The organism is Acinetobacter sp. GQ146 (genome assembly GCF_059758585.1).
Map to the genome: position 1 here is coordinate 38,921 of NZ_JCAXDV010000001.1, position 19,006 is coordinate 57,926.

At 40.8% G+C, this 19,006-nt stretch carries 15 protein-coding genes, 1 other RNA gene and 2 pseudogenes; 14 read left to right on the forward strand and 4 right to left on the reverse strand.

The annotated features are described in order from the left end of the window. Positions 1-20: 20 nt before the first annotated feature. Positions 21-1,505 carry a glycerol kinase GlpK gene (gene glpK, locus AC6CHI_RS00185; protein ID WP_498118988.1) on the reverse strand — a complete coding sequence of 495 codons (1,485 nt, stop codon included), beginning with the start codon at positions 1,503-1,505 and terminating at the stop codon, positions 21-23. A gap of 129 nt (positions 1,506-1,634) precedes the next feature. Between glpK and ssrA the strand changes: the two genes are divergently transcribed. The 3 genes and pseudogenes from ssrA to nudC all read left to right on the forward strand — a co-directional run bounded on the left by ssrA (position 1,635) and on the right by nudC (position 3,416). Next, positions 1,635-1,994: a transfer-messenger RNA gene (gene ssrA, locus AC6CHI_RS00190) on the forward strand. A gap of 183 nt (positions 1,995-2,177) precedes the next feature. Then, positions 2,178-2,312, forward strand: a pseudogene (locus tag AC6CHI_RS00195) (Arm DNA-binding domain-containing protein); the annotation flags it as partial. A 330-nt stretch (positions 2,313-2,642) separates the two neighbouring features. After that, entirely contained in the window at positions 2,643-3,416 is a 774-nt protein-coding gene (gene nudC, locus AC6CHI_RS00200) for an NAD(+) diphosphatase (RefSeq protein ID WP_498118989.1), read from the forward strand. Between the two features lie 499 nt (positions 3,417-3,915). Here nudC and AC6CHI_RS00205 read toward each other — a convergent pair whose 3' ends face one another. Then, positions 3,916-4,797, reverse strand: a complete 882-nt coding sequence (locus AC6CHI_RS00205) for a LysR family transcriptional regulator (protein ID WP_498118990.1) — start codon at positions 4,795-4,797, stop codon at positions 3,916-3,918. Between the two features lie 102 nt (positions 4,798-4,899). Here AC6CHI_RS00205 and trpB point away from each other — a divergent pair, with 102 nt between their 5' ends. Beyond that, entirely contained in the window at positions 4,900-6,111 is a 1,212-nt protein-coding gene (gene trpB / locus AC6CHI_RS00210; RefSeq protein WP_498118991.1) for a tryptophan synthase subunit beta, read from the forward strand. Then, positions 6,108-6,893 (forward strand): tryptophan synthase subunit alpha, encoded by a 786-nt coding sequence (gene trpA, locus AC6CHI_RS00215; protein WP_498118992.1) that lies wholly within the window; start codon positions 6,108-6,110, stop codon positions 6,891-6,893. Before trpB ends, trpA begins: the two co-directional genes overlap by 4 nt. Positions 6,894-7,014: 121 nt before the next feature. Here trpA and ribA read toward each other — a convergent pair whose 3' ends face one another. Beyond that, positions 7,015-7,617, reverse strand: a complete 603-nt coding sequence (gene ribA, locus AC6CHI_RS00220) for a GTP cyclohydrolase II (protein ID WP_498118993.1) — start codon at positions 7,615-7,617, stop codon at positions 7,015-7,017. 630 nt (positions 7,618-8,247) lie between these two features. Here ribA and AC6CHI_RS00225 point away from each other — a divergent pair. Next, positions 8,248-9,171, forward strand: a complete 924-nt coding sequence (locus AC6CHI_RS00225; RefSeq protein WP_458891039.1) for a LysR substrate-binding domain-containing protein — start codon at positions 8,248-8,250, stop codon at positions 9,169-9,171. A 62-nt stretch (positions 9,172-9,233) separates the two neighbouring features. On the opposite strand, the gene AC6CHI_RS00230 is transcribed toward AC6CHI_RS00225, so the two are convergent. Next, entirely contained in the window at positions 9,234-10,919 is a 1,686-nt protein-coding gene (locus AC6CHI_RS00230; RefSeq protein ID WP_498118994.1) for a BCCT family transporter, read from the reverse strand. Positions 10,920-11,243: 324 nt separating this feature from the next. On the opposite strand from AC6CHI_RS00230, the gene AC6CHI_RS00235 reads away from it, so the two are divergent. From AC6CHI_RS00235 to AC6CHI_RS00270, 8 genes and pseudogenes are all read left to right on the forward strand, one after another. Then, positions 11,244-12,437: an aromatic ring-hydroxylating oxygenase subunit alpha gene (locus AC6CHI_RS00235; protein ID WP_458891037.1), complete on the forward strand. Its 1,194-nt coding sequence runs from the start codon at positions 11,244-11,246 to the stop codon at positions 12,435-12,437. After that, complete coding sequence (locus AC6CHI_RS00240; RefSeq protein ID WP_498118995.1) at positions 12,437-13,867, forward strand: aldehyde dehydrogenase family protein; 1,431 nt, start codon at positions 12,437-12,439, stop codon at positions 13,865-13,867. Before AC6CHI_RS00235 ends, AC6CHI_RS00240 begins: the two co-directional genes overlap by 1 nt. A 24-nt stretch (positions 13,868-13,891) precedes the next feature. Then, positions 13,892-14,053 (forward strand): annotated as a pseudogene (locus AC6CHI_RS00245) (rubredoxin); the annotation flags it as partial. Next, entirely contained in the window at positions 14,042-15,238 is a 1,197-nt protein-coding gene (locus AC6CHI_RS00250) for an FAD-dependent oxidoreductase (protein ID WP_498119397.1), read from the forward strand. The pseudogene AC6CHI_RS00245 and the gene AC6CHI_RS00250, both read left to right, overlap by 12 nt. Positions 15,239-15,249: 11 nt before the next feature. After that, positions 15,250-16,566 carry an NAD(P)/FAD-dependent oxidoreductase gene (locus AC6CHI_RS00255; RefSeq protein WP_498118996.1) on the forward strand — a complete coding sequence of 439 codons (1,317 nt, stop codon included), beginning with the start codon at positions 15,250-15,252 and terminating at the stop codon, positions 16,564-16,566. Between the two features lie 15 nt (positions 16,567-16,581). Further along, positions 16,582-16,932 carry a EutQ-related cupin domain-containing protein gene (locus AC6CHI_RS00260; protein ID WP_153566796.1) on the forward strand — a complete coding sequence of 117 codons (351 nt, stop codon included), beginning with the start codon at positions 16,582-16,584 and terminating at the stop codon, positions 16,930-16,932. Positions 16,933-17,110: 178 nt separating this feature from the next. Continuing rightward, positions 17,111-18,283 (forward strand): hypothetical protein, encoded by a 1,173-nt coding sequence (locus AC6CHI_RS00265; RefSeq protein WP_498118997.1) that lies wholly within the window; start codon positions 17,111-17,113, stop codon positions 18,281-18,283. 105 nt (positions 18,284-18,388) lie between these two features. Next, positions 18,389-19,003, forward strand: a complete 615-nt coding sequence (locus AC6CHI_RS00270) for a MarC family protein (RefSeq protein ID WP_458891033.1) — start codon at positions 18,389-18,391, stop codon at positions 19,001-19,003. Positions 19,004-19,006: the final 3 nt, after the last annotated feature.

Here is a 19,006-nt window from a genome sequence, read left to right on the forward strand (position 1 = left end):
AAGGGCGGTGTTTTTTTAATTTAGATTTCAGATTTTGCCCGTTTCAGTGCGGTTTTCCATTGTTGTAGGTGTTGCTGGCGCTGATCTTCAGACATTTGCGGTTCAAAAATACGATCCAGTTGCCAAGATTCAGCAATTTCAGAGACATTGGAAAATACGCCCATCTTCAATCCAGCCATGGCCGCTGCACCCCATGCCGTTGATTCCAGCATCTTGGGACGTAATACAGGGACATTCAGCATGTCGGCTTGGAACTGCATCAGCATATCATTCTGACTGGCCCCTCCATCTACCCTTAATTCTTTGAGCGGTTGAGTGATATCTGCTTGCATGGCATTTAAAACATCAGAAACCTGAAAGGCAATGGACTCCAAGGCTGCCCGAGCTATATGGGCTTTGCTGGTACCGCGTGACATACCGCACAGTAAGGCGCGGGCATTGCTGTCCCAATGTGGCGCACCAAGTCCAGTAAAGGCAGGGACAAGCACTACACCATCCGAATCTTGTACTTGGCAAGCCAGTTTTTCCACCTCAGAGCTATGATGAATGATCCCCAAACCATCGCGAAGCCATTGCACAATCGCCCCCGCCATAAATACACTGCCTTCGAGGGCAAAGGTATTGTGTTCTTGGCATTGCCAAGCCAGTGTGGTGAGCAATTGGTTTTGGCTGTATTGAATTTGATTGCCCGTATTAAACAGCATGAAACAGCCTGTGCCATAGGTATTTTTGGCCGTACCCGCCTCAAAACAAGACTGACCAAATAGGGCAGATTGCTGATCTCCTAATATGCCTGCAATCGGGATTTCTGCACCCAATAAGCCTGGAGCGGTATTGGCAATATAGCGGTCAGAGGAAATAATGGTTGGCAGCACAGAGACAGGAATATTAAATAATTCTAATAATTCGTCATCCCACTGTTGTGTGGCCAAATTCATGAGCATGGTACGGGATGCATTACTGGCTTCAATCACATGTTCGGCACCACGGGTCAAGTTCCAGACCAACCAGCTATCAATGGTGCCAAAAGCCACATGACCTTGTTCTGCAAGGGTCCTTAAACCATCGACATTTTCCAATAACCAGACCAGTTTACCCGCACTAAAATAAGGGTCGATTCTTAGCCCTGTTTTTTTATGAATAGTGGCTAACAGGTTCCGTTTGGCCAGTTGTTCACACCAGTCTATGGCACGGCGGTCTTGCCAGACAATGGCAGGTGCTAGAGGAATACCGGTGCGTTTATCCCAGACAACGGTGGTTTCACGTTGATTGGTCACGCCAATGGCTTGAATGTCTTTGGCAAGCAAATGAGCAGAAGCAATGGCTTGTTGCACGACGGCAATCTGCGTGCTCCAAATTTCTTGAGCATCTTGTTCGACCCAACCTGAGTGTGGGGTGCGAATTTGTGTTTCACGTTGAGCTGTTGCGTAAATTTTTCCATGTTCGTCAAAAATTATAGCCCGACTGGAGGTGGTTCCTTGATCAAGTGCAAGTAAATAGCTCATGTTTTTATTTTTTAACTCTTGAAATATGAAAGATTACCGCAATAATGTAATAGAACGCAGTCAGTTCTGTAAATACTGTGAAATTACCTCGTAATTTTCGATATTTATGCTATGATTGTGGCGTACTTTGGGGGTGTTTCTGGCTTCGACGCTGGTGATGAAACTCATAGATGCATGCCGAGAGCGCATTTTCTCTCGTAAATAAAATTTGCATTTTAATAGTCGCAAACGACGAATCATACGCTCTAGCTGCCTAAGGGCAGCTTGTCCGCCTCTCCGAATACTTGTGGTTAGAGAGTCCGACTGAAGCGCACGCACACAAGTCCGTATGAAATCAAGCCTTGGGGTTTCGTACTAAATTAAAAGGATCGCGATTTGTACCCTGTTCGTCGGGTCACAAAGAGTTAAAACAGTAGACGATATCTAAGCATGTAGTATTCTCGAGCGTAGTGCTGGCGGACGCGGGTTCAACTCCCGCCACCTCCACCAAAATTCTTTCCGAAGTAATCCATCGGAATATATAAAAGCCTTTAAACTCAATGTTTAAGGGCTTTTTTATTGGCTGTATTGTCCGATACTGTCCTAAGCGATTTGACCCTATTTTTGCTTTATGTGGGTAAAAATTGGCAAAATTTACCCAATTAGTTTTAGTTTAAATAAGGGTAAATTGTCATGTCTCTTACAGATGCAGAATGTAGAAAAGCTCAACCGAAAGACAAGCAATATCGGCTATCAGATTCTCATGGCTTATCGCTGATTATTACGACTAAAGGTCAAAAATATTGGAATGTCCGCTACACTGTTCATAAGCACCTCGTTAATTAGCCATTTTATCTAACTAAAAGATGTCTACAAAATTAGTGGCTATTCACACATCGGCTAAATCTCAGCATTTATAAAGGTAGAGAAATAGCAATCAGAACATTTAAAAACTGGTTGGGATTCTTGAAAGGTAAGGCTATTAGCTTCATAGGTGGTGTGAAAATTTTGTGATTTTAATCAAAAAGATACAAATTATTATGATTGTAATTCTGACGGTTAGTGCCTAGTATTCTTCTTGAAGTTACTCCATGTAAGCTTCCTTGGTTTCATCCCATACACGTTTCAGTATGGGATTTTTTTTAATCTGAGGGTCGTATGAGCATACATTCAAAAGCGTATATTTTTAGAGAGCAGAAATTACTGGTAGATGAATATTTTCAATTACCGCAGGTAGAACGTCTTCAGCATGATCTGAATCTGTTAGAAAATGGCAAGATCATTGCGCGGGATTTAAAACAGGATGAGCCAGTGCCAGAAGGTTATCAGTTGATTCCGATCCGACAACTGGTACAAGTGTGGAACCAAAACGAATTTGCAGAAGCTAGCCGTGCAGTACAGTTATTAGAATGGCATCGTAATCACCGCTTTTGCAGTCAATGTGGTCATGCAACTTTTCAACATCCTAGTCAGTATGTCATGTGCTGTCCATCTTGTGGTTACAACCAATATCCGCGTGTTAATCCTTGTGTGATTACCATCATCACACGGGGTGAAAATGAAATTCTATTAGCGAAAAATGCACGGAACAAATCTCAGATGTACAGTTTGATTGCAGGTTTTGTTGAAGTAGGAGAAACCTTGGAAGACGCTGTACGTCGTGAAACGTTGGAAGAAGTTGGGCTTCAGATTCGGAATATTCAATATCTTGCAAGTCAGCCATGGCCATTTCCAAGCAATTTGATGATGGCATTCAAAGCAGAATATCACGCAGGGGAGATCCAGATTCAGGAAAATGAACTCAGTGATGCTCAATTTTTCAAGTTTGATAATTTACCCGAGATTCCCTTTAAGGGCAGTATTGCGTATGCCATGATTAATCATGTGATACATGGAACGCCTGTAGCAGATGACACCAAAGAATGGCTTTGAAGCAAAGATAAGCGGAATGCATTTTCTGAAGCATCAATCATTGGATTTCGCCATCGTATTTTCACGTTTAGTTCACAGGTCATTTGTTTATCATCCAAGTATCAGGAAAAGTGCATTCACGAACTGAAGTTCAGCGTTTTTCTAAAGCTTGAAAATATATGTTGTTTACACAAGGAAATGACGAGGTACTGCGACTGGACCTGTCGGTCGAGAGTCTAAAACCGAACCATAGGCGTATTTTCAAATTACGAGGCATTATGCTGATTCCGGCATAAACTGACTCAAAGTATTGTATGCATCTGCGACCCTTTTGCCGAACTGGACCTTCTCTCTACAGTTCGGTTTTTTTTACTTAACATTAAAGTCATACCAGATAAGTTGCCCGCTATGTTCATATTTATCCTCATCCTTTAGATCGGCTAAAGTGAATAAAATATGAGGATATCAGCGAAAGACCATGTTGTATTGCATAGATTTTTGGCAATCAAAGATTAATTTTTTAACCTTTTTTTTCGGCCATTAACCAATCAATAATATTCATGACATCACGATTTTCATTATTTTTTCTGACCATGGCATAAAAATTATAGTCACAATAGATAAAACCAAAAGGAGCAATCACTCTTCCATTTAATATTTCTTTTTCTACTAACATTTCAGGTGCTATGGCAATTCCTAACCCAGATACAGCAGCCTCTATCATTAAATTGAGACGATCAAAATAACGATCATTCGCTTTTGGGGAAAAGTTTATTTTGGACTGATCAAACCATGTATGCCATGCATTTTTATTGGAGTGGGTATGCAGTAATGGATAATTTAAGAGCTCATTTTTTGTATGAAGCGGATTTATTTCCCGATTACAAATAGGCCCCATGTTATCGGGAAATAAAAGATATTTATGCACAAAGTTGGGAAGCGTGTGGTTTTCACTGATGCTATTGATAAATATATCAACCTTCTCTTTTTCCAAAAGTTTTAAGTCATTACATGTCATTAATTTGATATGGATATTGGGATAAATAATTTCGATCTTTTCTAATCGAGGAATTAGCCAATTTGCCATAAAACTATGAGAGGCGCCGATCACAACTTCTACCTCAGATGGTTTATTGGTTAACTCAAAGATGCATTGTTCTAATCGATTAAAAAGATGCGTACAAACTAGAGATAATTCTTCTGCGTCCGTGGTCAGAGAGATGGTAGCGGAATGCCGAATAAATAATTTTTTATCTAACCATTCTTCTAACTGCTTTATTTGGTGGCTAATCGCACTATGGGTGACACACAGTTCTTCCGCAGCTAAGCTGAAACTTTTATTTCTGGCAACTGCTTCAAATGCTTTTAAAGCATTGAGGGGCGGTAATGTTCTACGTTTCATGTTGTAAAATTTTCTAACAGCATAAACTCAAAATATATCAATTATCAGAAAAATGAAAATATTTTAAGATCAAGCAAGTTTTGATACAGCAAGAGATATGAGATGGCGAGCCCTTATACAGGTAATGGTCCTGATGACTTGGGATTTTTTGGTAAATTTGGCGGATGTTACATGCCAGAAAGCTTAATGCCAGCACTTCAAGAATTAGCACACGCCTTTAATACTGTTCGGCATAAACCTGAATTTTGGGCTGAATATCAGCAGATTTTAACGGACTTTGTGGGACGTCCTAGCCCTCTTTTTTATGCAAAAAATCTAACAGCTTATGCAGGTGGCGCTCGAATATATCTCAAGCGGGAAGATTTGAACCATACGGGTGCACATAAGATCAATAATTGTGTTGGGCAAATCTTATTGGCCAAATTTATGGGGAAAACCAGAATTATTGCTGAAACGGGTGCTGGACAACATGGTGTTGCAACAGCCACTGTTTGCGCACTGTTTAAGATGAAATGTACCATTTTTATGGGAGAAACCGACATTCAGCGTCAACAAATGAATGTTGAACGCATGAAATTACTCGGTGCCGAAGTCAGAAGTGTTCAACAAGGCCGTGGGACTTTAAAAGATGCGATGAATGAAGCCTTACGTGACTGGATTCGTCATGTTGATAGTACCTATTACCTGTTGGGTACGGGTGCAGGTCCTCATCCTTATCCCACGATGGTGAGAGAATTTCAGAAAATTATTGGTCTAGAAGCCAGAAACCAAATCCTGCTCAAAGAAAATAAACTGCCCGATGCTTTAGTTGCTTGCGTGGGTGGTGGATCAAATGCATTAGGGCTGATGCATCCTTTTCTAGAAGACCTGAATGTCAAAATGTTTGGCGTTGAGGCAGGTGGAAAAGGAACACATAGTGGTGAACATGCCGCCTCTATTTGCAAAGGTCAAGTTGGTGTACTGCATGGCAATTTAACCTATTTATTACAAGATTTAGATGGGCAGATTTTAGAGGGGCACTCTATATCAGCTGGCTTAGATTATCCTGGTGTTGGTCCTGAACATGGCCATCTGTTTGAAACTGGGCGTGTGACATATACGGCGATCACCGATCAACAAGCGGTAAATGCCTTTCAGCTTTTAAGCCAGCAGGAGGGCATTATTCCCGCGCTTGAGAGTTCGCATGCGATTGCGTATGCGATTCAATTGGCTCAAGAAATGCAGCCAGAACAGATCATTATTGTCAATTTAAGTGGCAGAGGGGACAAAGACTTAAATACGGTCAAAAAATATCTTGCAGGAGCGACAGCATGAACCGTCTAGATCAAAAATTAGAGCAATTGAAATTGGAAAATCGAAGTGGTTTGGTCTGTTACTTTACTGCTGGGGATCCTAATTTTGCAGAAAGTTGTCGTCTGTTAAGCCAATTGGGTCAAGCTGGAGCCGACATTATTGAAGTTGGCATTCCATTTTCAGATCCTGTGGCAGATGGAGAGATCATTCAGGCAGCGCATCTTAGGGCATTAAGTGCAGGTCAAACGGTTAAACAGACCATTGAATTGGTACAAGCAATTAGGCTACATGATGACCAGACACCAATAATTTTCATGACTTATTTAAATCCGATGATGCAATATGGTTTCGATACGTTTGTCGCTGAAACAGAAAATCTTATAGATGGAGTGTTGATTTTAGATGCTCCATATGGATATCGAGAAAAATTTGAAGCGCAATTCAATGAAAAAAATATGCATTTCATTGCAATGACAGCACCGACCACTCCAGTTGAAAGGTTAGAGCAAATTTCAGCGCGTGCGACAGGTTTTTTATATCATGTTGCAGAAAATGGCTTAACCGGAGGAGACTTAAATCTGTCTAATCTTGAGAAAAAAATTGCTGAAATCAAACCTATTTTTAATATTCCTGTTGCAATTGGTTTTGGAATCAAAAATGAAAGCCATGTTAAAGCCTTAGCCAATCAAGTAGATTTGATTGTTATCGGTTCAGCACTTGTCGATACTTTTTTTAAGAAGGGAATGAAGGCGACTTTAGAAAAAGTCACAGTTTTTTCGCAGATACTTAAAGGAAATAAATAATAGCCCGTTTCTTTCATCAGTATGTTTAAAGTGAATTTAATAACCACCAGAGGTTAAAATCCTCTCCCGTAAGGGAGAGGGAACGTTTGATCTGGATTTTTTACTGAAAAGTGATCGCTTTTTAAAAATCACTATTATCATACAGATGCGACATACGTTTTTGCTTGGTTTCTAGATAATTTTTATTGAAAATATTTAAACCAACTTTTAAAGGAATGCGCTCAATAACATTAATTCCTAAATCAGTTAAAGATTTAATTTTAAGCGGGTTGTTCGTAATGAGTTTTACATTTTTTATTTTTAAATAATCTAACATAATGGAACACATGTCATATTTACGAGCATCTGCTGGTAAATTTAATAATAAATTTGCATCAAGAGTATCATGACCTTGGTCTTGAAGGGCGTAGGCACGAATTTTATTGGTTAGTCCTATGCCTCGTCCCTCTTGGCGTAGGTATAAAATGACACCTTGGCCTACATCATTGATCATTTTCATGGTGGCGTGTAATTGTGGACCACAATCACATTTGAGTGAGGCAAAAGCGTCACCTGTTAAGCATTCCGAATGAATTCTAACAAGTACAGGTTGATCAGAAATAGTAGACATGCCTTTTACAAGAGCAATATGTTCTTCACCCGTACTTTGATCCTGAAATGCTATAATTTCAAAATCACCAAAAGCGGTAGGTAACTTTGATTTGGAAACAAATTCTATAGCCACGGAAGAACCCACCTATATGTTGGTATTGGATAAAATATGTTTAAGCAACCTTGAAAGTATTCGTGCACTTTTGAAATTTTAAAGTGCTGACTTTGACTTTTAATTCAAGCATATGTCTTGGATAGTGAATTTTATGTGAAATCTTTTTTGAGAATACATATGTTTTTTATAGATTGATTATATCTATATATGGATGAGCTTATAGCTAGACCAAGAGATGAGAGGATTATCCAACTTTAAAGTGAAGCTATTCGAGAGACAATGTCTGAACCAATTTAATGGTGAAAACTCGGCAGTTGATTGAGAAGTTTGATGTGGGAGGTAGACGTTGATTGCTATAAAAAATCGATGTGACCCTGACCAAAAACATATCGAACATTAGCGCGGTAACCATAAAAGTAGTAAATGGCTCTTTAAGCTGTCTCATGTGGTTCACTATCTAAACTTTATAAGCCTGGTGATTCCTAAATTTGTATGACTTTTTCTCATGGATTCAATAGTTTTTATCATTTTTGTTCCTGTTATAATTATGAGAATCTAAACAAAGTTTTATCCAAGTAATTTAGTATAGATTGCTTGCCTGAAACTTTATGTTAATGGATTAATTTTTGGGACAAATCAGGAGTGTCCATGAAGATCAAGCCACTTCCTCCGATGAATAGTCTCATCGTTTTCGAGGCCGCTGCCCGTCATTTGAGTTTTACCAAAGCTGCTGATGAACTTAATGTTACCCAAGGTGCAATTAGTCGACAAATCAGACAATTGGAAGAATACTTAGGGAAAGAGCTATTTATTCGTGCCAATCGTAATATTTTATTAAGCCCGACAGGAGCACAGTTTTACCAAACAATTTACGCTTCTTTATTGAATATCGCTCAAGCGACAGCCGAAATTAAGAAATGGCAAGGTGATCGCCAAGTTACTGTAGCGACCACAAATGCGATGGCTTCTTTATGGTTATTGCCAAAAGTTGCTGGATTTCAGCAAAGTGAAGAAATAGATTTACGTATTTTGACCACAGAGAATATTCAAGATTTATATAAAATGGATTTTGATATAGCCTTGTTTTATTGCAAAGTTCCTCCTGTGGGTATGCAAGCCACCATGCTTTTTCCTGAAGAGGTATTTCCTGTCTGTAGCCCTAGTTATTTAGAACAATTCAAAGATACCGAGAATCAAATACAGATTTTTGAAAAAACTTTATTATATCTAGATGATTCTCAAAAAGATTGGATTAACTGGAATGAATGGTTTACATCGGTGAACTACCCAATTGTTAAGCCGAAAAATCGGATTAATATTAATAACTACCCGATGTTATTACAGGCAGCAATTAATGGACATGGTCTTGCTTTGGCTTGGGGGTCATTAGTTGATGACTATTTAAAATCGGGATCTTTAGTACGTCCTGTAGATACGGTTTTAAGAACACCAGCGAGCTTTTGTATGTTAGAGCCGCTTGATCGTGGTGTGATACCTTCCAGTGTAAAACATTTTCGTCAATGGTTATTAGAGCAATTGCCTGGACAAGTGGGGCAGAAAGGTTTGACCTAATAAGCTATATAAAAGGCATAAAAATAGGGATCTTAGATCCCTATTTTTATTTGTGATGAGACTTATTTTTCGGAGATGGATTGTCCAATAATTCTGGGACTCTCCTGAGTCTCTGTCGAAACTGGTTTATCACAAAAATCAGGACGAACATGCTCTGGCATCATTGCCCAAGCTTGCGGTTCACGACGTAAAGACTTAAATAAGGTCACACTTAAGATGGCGATGAAAATTGAGATTGGAAAGCCTGCAATAATAGAGGCAGTTTGCATGGCTTTTAATCCACCTGCATAAAGCAGTCCAGCACCAATTACAGCGATCAGCACGCCCCAAACAATTCTAATTTTTATTGGTGTATCTGTTGCTCCTTCGGCATCAAGAAAACAGAGTACATGGGTTCCGCAATCGGCTGAGGTGATGAAATAGGTTGCTAACAATAGACATGCAATGACACTCAAGGCTTGACCTAAGGTACCATGATCAATGTTGTCAAACATGGTGAAAAGTGCTGTGGTATTGTCTGCTTTAGTTGCTTTGACGATAGGACCACCTTCAAATGCTTGAGCAGCAGGTTGTCCAGCTTCAACTAAAGCTGCTGTTTGGGCTTCATATTGATGGCGTGCATCCTGTTCAATTTTTAGTGCTGAGCCACCAATGGTCGACATCCAGATGGCGGTGATTAATGTTGGAACTAATAACACACCAGCAATCAGTTCTCGGATAGTACGACCTTTAGAAATACGGGCGACGAACATACCGACAAAAGGACCCCAAGTCATCCACCAAGGCCAGTAATAGGCAGTCCACCAATTTTGCCAACCAGAATCTTTTTGTGCATCGCTCCAAAGACTCATCCCGATAATATTTTGCGTATAATTCCCTGTTGTTTCGAGTAAAGTATTTAAAATATAACGGGTTGGGCCAATGGCCAGTAAAATGATGATTAACAATACTGACAACAACATATTAAGTTCAGATATACGTTGCATCCCGCGATTGATACCAAATATGACCGAAACGGTTGCAATACTACATAAAATCGCAATGATTGAAAATTGAACACCTAGACTGTTGGATATACCAAAAACTTGATTTAACCCAGAGTTGATTTGGATCACACCCATTCCTAAGGTTTGGGCAATACCAAATGCGGTTATCACCACCGTTAAAATATCAACGGTATGTCCGATTGGGCCGTAAATACGGTCACCAATGATGGGATATAAAATGGAACGTAAACTGAATGGAAGACCTTTTCGATATGAAAAGTAAGCCAGTGCTAAAGCTGTAATACAGAAGATTGACCACGGGTGTAAACCCCAATGGAAGAAGGTCAATTGCATTGCCATACTGGCAGATTCATCGCTAAAACTTGGCGTAAATGGATTGCTCGCATAGTGCCACATAGGTTCGGCTGCAGACCAAAATACAATACCAATTCCCATACCACCTGAAAACAGCATGGAAATCCAAGCTACAAAGCTAAACTCAGGTTTTTCATCATCTTTTCCAAGACGAATCAGACCAAAACGGCTAACCATTAGATACAGTAAAAAAGCCACGACAAACGTCAGGAGTCCAACGTAGAACCACTTAACGTTATTTAATAAAATAGTTGAAACTTGTTCAAATAGTTTACCTGCCTGTTCAGCTTGAAAAGCACAAAACAGTACAAAAACTAAAACCAAAATTTTGGAAATGACGGTGACTGTCGGATTGAGTCCCTTAAAGACCCCAGATGTAGCACGCATAACTCCTCCTTGGATGCGGCACCGCAGTTAACTACCTGTTAACTGATCATGTGAGTCTTAAAAGCTTAGTGATTCACATGGAATTTGCTCAACTGATTTATTCTCATCCATGAGTGAGTTTTAATCATAGATCGCACATACCAAGTATAAGCCAAATTCATCCTCTTTAGATGCATGATAAAAACTCATGTATGCCTAGCTAAAAAGTCGTTTGTCTGTTTGCTCGATGTTTTACAGAATCTTCACTATCAAAGGCACCACGTGCTCATGGTTGAATGGCCTCGCAGGGAGAACTGCGTTTAGGAACGAAATGGAGATTATCGGATGAACAGTCAAGTTAGCCAAAAACTGATTTCAATTGCACAGATCGAGAATATTTTAAGCCCGATTACTGAATCTAGTGGTATGCCGAATGAAGCATATCTTAGTCAAGAATACTTCCAATTTGAACGTGATAATGTTTTTGCAAAAACATGGGCGTGTGTTGGATTTGCTTCAGACTTACCTAAAAATGCCTATGTGAAACCTGTGGATTTTATGGGTATGCCGTTGGTCATGATGCGTAACCGTGAAGGTGAAGTTCAAGTATTCCATAACGTATGTAGCCACCGTGGCATGCAGTTAGTACATGAAGAGGGTAGCATTGAAGGCGTGATTCGCTGTCCATACCACTCTTGGAGCTATGACTTAAACGGTAATTTAAAAGGTACACCACATATTGGTGGGATCGGTCAGCATAAAGATGAACGTTTTAAATGTGAAAAACATGGCTTAAAAGCGCTGCGTTCAGCTATCTGGATGGACTTAGTCTTTATTAATATTTCGGGTGATGCACCTGCTTTTGAAGAGCACATCGCACCATTAGCAAAGCGTTGGGAAGCTTTTTTAGGCACTAATGATCTTGATTTAATTCGTGTGGCAAAAACAGGTTCAGTATTTGAACTTCCTGTTGAGAGTAACTGGAAACTGACTGTTGAAAACTTCTGTGAAGCCTATCACTTGCCATGGGTACACCCTGCATTAAACACCTACTCAAAACTTGAGGATCACTACAACATTATGTTTGAAGATCGTTTCTCGGGTCAGGGGAGTTATAAATACAACCTATCTGCAACAGCTGGTACGCATTTACCAAAATTCCCAAGCTGGCCAGAAGATCAACTACGTCATGCTGAATATGTGGCGGTATTTCCGAATGTCTTGTTAGGTATTCAAGCGGACCACGCGTTTGCCATGATGATTGATCCTATAGCACCTGAAAAAACAATTGAAAAATTACGCTTGTATTACGTGGGTGATGAAGCACTTAGCCCGGAATATGACGCATGTCGTGAAGCGACTTTGCAATCTTGGAAAGTTGTATTTGCGGAAGATGTATTTGCGGTAGAGAACATGCAAAAAGGGCGTCATTCTCCAGGTTTTACTGGTGGTGTTTTCTCGCCTGAAATGGATTTACCAACATATTTCTTCCAACAATGGTTGGCTAATCAAACTAAAGCGGCTTTAGAGGGTAGATAATGAAACATTACCTCAACTATGTTGATGGTCAATGGCGGGATTCTTCTCGCCAATTGGTGATCATGAACCCTGGTACTGCAGCGCCTTATGCAACGATTGCACAAGCAACAACTGATGATGCTGATTTGGCAATGGCTGCTGCTCGTCGTTGTGTCGAAAGTGGGGCACTAACAGATGTACGTCCTGCACAGCGTACGACGTGGATGCTGAAAGCAGCAGAAGCAATTCGTGAAATTACTGACGAAGCAGCAATGGTGCTTTGTTTAGAAAATGGTAAAAATTTTGAAACTGCGCGTGAAGAGTTTGTAGAAGCTGCACGTTATTTCGAATACTACGCAGGTATGGCAGACAAAATCGAAGGAATCTCTGTGCCGCTTGGTAAAGACTATGTCGATTTTACGCAATACGTACCAATGGGTGTTTCTGTTCAGATCGTACCTTGGAACTTCCCAGTATCGATCTGTGCACGTTCACTTGCTCCAGCATTAGCTGCAGGTAATGCAGTAGTAATCAAGTCTCCTGAAATTTCACCTCTTGCGATGACCTTGTTAATTGCGGCAATTGAAAAAGCAGGCTTCCCACAAGGTGCGGTGAACTTACTTTGCGGTAAAGGTTCTGAAGTTGGTAATCATTTGGTTGAACACAACGATACGAATCAAATCGTATTCACGGGTTCAGTTCCGACGGGTCAACGCATTTTAAAAGCTGCTTCACAACGTGCAACACCATCTGTCATGGAGCTTGGTGGTAAGTCTGCCGCAATTGCTTTGGCTGATGTGGATTTAGAAAATCTGATCCGTAGCGTTAAAGTCGGTATTTTCTATAACGCAGGTCAAGTGTGTTCTGCAATGTCGCGCTTATTGGTGCATCGCAGTCGTTTTGAAGAAGTGAAACAAGCTGTCGTAACCATGGCGCAAAGCTTAAACATTGGTTCAGGTGAAACGCATGCCGAATTAACACCTGTTGTTTCTCTCGATCAGCAGCAACGTATTCTGGCTATGGTGGAACAGGCTCGTCAAGAAGGCGCAACGGTATTAACTGGTGGTAAAGCACCAGAACTCGCAGGTTACTTTGTAGAGCCGACTATTATTGAAGCAACGCCATCTATGAGTATTGCTCAGGAAGAAGTTTTTGGTCCTGTACTGGTCATGATCCCATTTGATGATGAAGACCAAGCGATTGAAATTGCAAATGGTACTGACTTTGGTTTGGTTGCGGGCGTATTTGGTGCTGGCATCAATCAAACATTGCGTATCGCGAATCGCTTACGTGCTGGGCAAGTCTTCATTAATGAATGGTTTGCTGGTGGTATTGAAACACCATTTGGTGGTGTCGGGCTTTCTGGCTTTGGTCGTGAAAAAGGTCAGGAAGCGATCTACAGTTATGTGCAAACACGAAACATCGCAATTCGTTTGTCACATCACGCGTAGTCATCAGGGAAGGAATGAGACAAGATGAAAAAGTGGTTATGTATTGTCTGTGGATGGATCTACGACGAAGCAAAAGGCTGGCCTGCTGATGGTATTGCTCCAGGCACAAAGTGGGAAGATGTGCCTGAAGACTGGTTATGCCCAGACTGTTTGGTTACTAAAGCTGACTTTGAAATGATTGAAATCACAGATGAGGTGATAGAAGCACCTCAAGTTCAAGAAACAATTGAACCTGTGGTGATTATTGGTAGTGGCCATGCGGGTTATCAACTTGCTTCGGCATTACGTGCTCAGTCTGCAGATCTGCAAATCACTTTATTCACTCTTGATGATGGCGCGATTTACAGTAAACCCGCCTTATCTAATGCTTTGGCATTAGGTAAGGACGGTCACTCGCTTGTACGAGAGACCGCATTAAGCTGGGAAAAGCGTTTAAACATCCGTGTATATGCCCATACTCGTGTTGAACGTATTGACCGTGCAAACAAGAAATTAATTACTTCAATTGGTGAATATCCATTTGGTCGATTGGTTCTTGCGACGGGTGCTTCTCCGATTGTGATCCCTATGCGAGGCGATACAAATGCAGTCGTGAGTGTAAACGACTTGGCAGATTATCGTCGCTTCCGTTCTATGTTGGAAGGCAAGCAGCATGTCACGCTATTGGGTGATGGCTTAATTGGTTGTGAGTTTGCCAATGATCTAGCAACGCATGGAATTAAAGTGACGGTTGTTGGATTAGGGCAATGGCCAATGGGACGTTTGATTCCACAAGCATTGGGTCGAGCATTACAAAATGCATTAACCAAGCTCGGTGTAGATTGGGAACTTGAAAACAGTATCAGTTCTATTCAGGCACAAGGCGATCGTTATCAAGTGACACTGCAAAATGGTCAAGTCTTAGAAACTGACTTGGTATTAAGCGCAGTAGGCTTGAAACCAAATGTTTCGTTAGCTCAAGACGCTGGTTTAGAAGTTGGTCGTGGTATTCGCACTGGTTTAGATCACCGTAGTAGTGATGCCGCTATTTTTGCTTTAGGTGACTGTGTAGAAGTAGAAGGTCAGTGGGCGCCATACATCAATCCAATTAACCAAGCTATTCCAGCATTGGTGAACAGCTTATTAGGTAAATCTACCGACGCAACATTAAAGAATACACCTGTATTAGTGAAAACTCCTGTTCTTCCGCTATCGATCTTATCTCCTGTAGGCCAAGGTCAATGGTCTGTGGAACAACATGGGGATGAGTGGGCTGCAAGTTATCATGATGATGCTGGCGTATTAAAAGGCTTTGCTCTCCTCGGGAGTCAATTACAGCAGCAGCGTAGTGAATGGCTTGAAAAGCTGAATAAGAGCAGTGCGGCAGCATAAGGATATAGAACATGATTGCTTTACCCCATGATGATAAAAGTTGCGGTTGGTATGCTGCATTACCTGCTGCACAACCAGCAATAGGCTTAACAGGTGTTCAAACTGCGGACTACGCTATTATTGGTGCTGGTTTTGCAGGATTGGCGGCAGCGCGTAGACTTGCTGAACTCAAACCGAATGCCCGTATTATTTTGGTCGATGCACAGCGTGTAGCAGAAGGTGCATCAGGTCGAAATTCTGGTTTTGTTATTGATCTACCGCATAAATTCTCACTAGAACATCCAGATCCTGAATTAAAGCAAAAGTTACTCAAGCTTAACCGTGCTGCAATTGCACAGTTAGAGGGATTGGTTAAAAAGCACAGCATTGATTGCCAATGGTCACTAGCTGGTAAATATCAAGGTGCAGTCGGTGAGCGTGGTGAAGCGCATCTGGCTCACTTCGCAAAATTGATGACAGATCTTGGCGAACCATTCCGTTATGTAGAAAAAGATGAGTTATCGAAGGTTTTAGGTACGAATTATTACAGTCGTGCAATTTTCACAGGTGGATCATATCTGATGCAACCTGCAGCTCTTGTACGTGGTATGGGGGATCATCTTCCTGAAAATGTAGAGCTATTGGAAGAATCTCCAATTCGTCGTTTGGAAAAGGTCGGTGATCAATGGGTTTTGCATGGTGATAACGGTTCAATAAAAGCACCTAAGTTACTTTTGGGAACCAGTATCTTCACGCAAGAATTTGGTTATTTAAGAAACCGCCTATTACCTGTAATGACTTTTGCAAGTTGGACGCGCCCATTAACTGATGAAGAAATGAAGCGCTACCACGGTGAATTGGATTGGGGCTTAACCCCAGCAGACCACGCAGGTACAACACTTCGTATGACTGCTGACCGTCGTATCTTGATTCGTAACACGTACAAGCACGTGCCTAAATACGGTTCAAGTGTGAACGAAGAGCAGCGTAAAAAAATCCGTGCAGACCACCGCAAAGCTTTTGTTGATCGTTATCCAGATCTTGCAGATGTTCCATTTACTGAAACATGGGGTGGTGTCTACGCCATTTCACGTAACTTCACTAACTTCTTTGGTGAGTTGGATGATGGCGTGTATGCCAGTGCGTGTGACAACGGTGTAGGCGCTGCATGGGGCACTATTTCGGGAACTTTACTTGCTGAATTGGCTGTCGGAGTTGATTCCGAACAACTTAAAGATATTCAGTATGTCACAGGTATGCCGAGTTTGAATCCGCCAGAACCATTTTTAGGGATGGGGGTGAAATTCCGTATTGCTTTGGCGAAATGGCAAAGCCGTAGCGAATTGTAAGAGAGGGAGTGGAAGATGAGTGAAGTCCGTTTAGTTGACAGTCAGTCACTGAATTTTAATGTCCGTGGTGACACGCCTGGTATGGCTTATGTTGCACGCGCGTTAGGCGCTGATGTATCTCCAAATATGGGTATTGGTTTTGCTCGTTGGGAAGGTGCAGAGGTCGCATGGAAGGTACTGTATGACGAAGTCATTTTCGTCATTGAGGGTTGTTTTGAGTTGACTGCAAATGGTCAGAAATATGAAGTCCGTCCTGGGCAAATGCTGTGGATTCCAGAGGGTACTGAACTGGTCTATGGCGGACATGCTCTGTTTGGCTATGTGGTACATCCGGGGAATTGGAAAGAAATACACGGGATTGCTTAAGGCTGAATCATAGCATTCAACATGCCTATATTGCGTAAACGTTTAGCCTCACGAAGACGCTAAACGTGGTTATGCATGAACGCTAAAAAATTGATGTGAACATATATCTATACATCAAGGTAATACAAAAATATGGATATGTTGTTTTAATTTCATTACACAAAGGATATGTCAGTAAATGAATCATTTATATCGTAAAGCAACTGTTGGGTTATTTGCGTTAGGTGTAACACTTCCTACTTTTGCAGGTGTCACATTTGGTGATGCGAAGAGTGAACTCGGAGCCTTAACGGTGTCAGGAGCAGTCCGTGCTAATTATCAAGACAAGCATTATGGGGGGCCTGCATCGGATCAGAAAGTTCAGTTTGATGCTGGAATTTTAAAACTTGACTATCAATCTTCCAAGTTGTTTGGACAAGTGCAATATCGTTGTTATCAATACGAACGTTTATGTGATTTCTCAACTTTAGTCGATGGTTATATGGGGTATAAAATTAACCCGACCGATCGTATTACTTTAGGTGTGCAACCGATTCCATTTGGCCCAGGTCAATATTGGGACAGTAGTTTTTATGCCAGTATTAACAACACGATTGGTCTACAGGATGCACATAACTTAGGTGTGAATTACCATTTTGAATTGGATTCTGCAACACAGTTTGATCTCGCTTACTTTGTAACCGATGGTGGTAATTATCATGGTACAAGCCGAGATGCAGCCAGATATACCGCCAATTTAGTTAAATCGTCCGATCCCAATAAAACAGAGCTGCAAGAAAAAAATATGTGGATGGCCCGAGTGAAACAAGAGTTTAACCCGCAAAGTCTACCTGATCTTAAAATGTCAGTAGGTGGAAGCTACTGGTATTCGGATATTGAGAATAACCGCACTTCAGCTCAGGGTTCACGAGATGCTTGGGCACTCTTTAATACTTTGAGCTATAAAAATTTTGCGCTTTCCATTACCGGTGGTGAGATGTCACTCGACAATAAGGATGGTATGAATCCAAATCAGTCGACATTCGGTTCGTTTGATACGGAATATGATATTGCTAATGATGGTTATTTCTATACCGTGGATATGAACTATACCTTTGCGAATGTGGGGGATATGCTCAATATCACACCTTATTTTGTCTATAGCGGTTTTAATAAGAAACAGCATGGTTTTGCTGATTCTGAACGACATATTGCAGGTGTTGCATGGAATCACAAAAATGTTTCTTTATATACAGAATATGTGATGAGTAAAAATGACCCATTTGTTGGTGGCACCTCAAGTTCATTGGCGCAAGGGGATGATGGTAAAATGAATAAACTTTTAAACCTCATGTTTATTTATAGTTTCTAAGTATATGCGCTTTATTTTTCGCTCTTACCATAGAGTATAGATCACATTAAGCTCCTGTATTAGGAGCTTTTTGCGTGTTGAATTACAAATAATGGATAATCCAAGATGCTGTCCACATATATTAATTCGTTTGCATTATTTTTTTCCCTATTGAATCCATTTCTAATGAGTATTTATATGATTGGGTTGATTCGGCACACTGAAACGAATGTGTTTAATAAAGGTTTAATTCAAGGTGCATTAATCGCCTATGTGGTTTTTTTATTATTTGCTTGGGGTGGGGAAGCGATATTTAGTAAGTATTTAAATGTCAGATTTGAATCGTTTCAAATTTTTGGAGGATTAATTTTTCTTGTTATTGGATACCGCTATGTATTTCAAGGTGCGGATACTATTGGCGAAATGCGTGGTGCACCAGAGCATTTAGCAGGCACCATTGCAATGCCGTTCATGATTGGACCAGGCACGATCAGTGCTGCGGTGGTTACAGGCATGAGCATGTCTATAGGTGAAGCAGCTTTAGTGATTGGGCTAACTTTATTTTTAAGTTGCAGTATATTGATTTTGATGAAATTTTCTCATGATCATTTACGTTATAAACATGCCAAATATATTGATCGCTATTTTGATATAGTTGGGCGTTTATCAGCTTTGCTAATTGGGACAATTGCAGTGGATATGATTGTTACAGGCGTGATGCGTCTAGTTGATAAAATGTAAGAC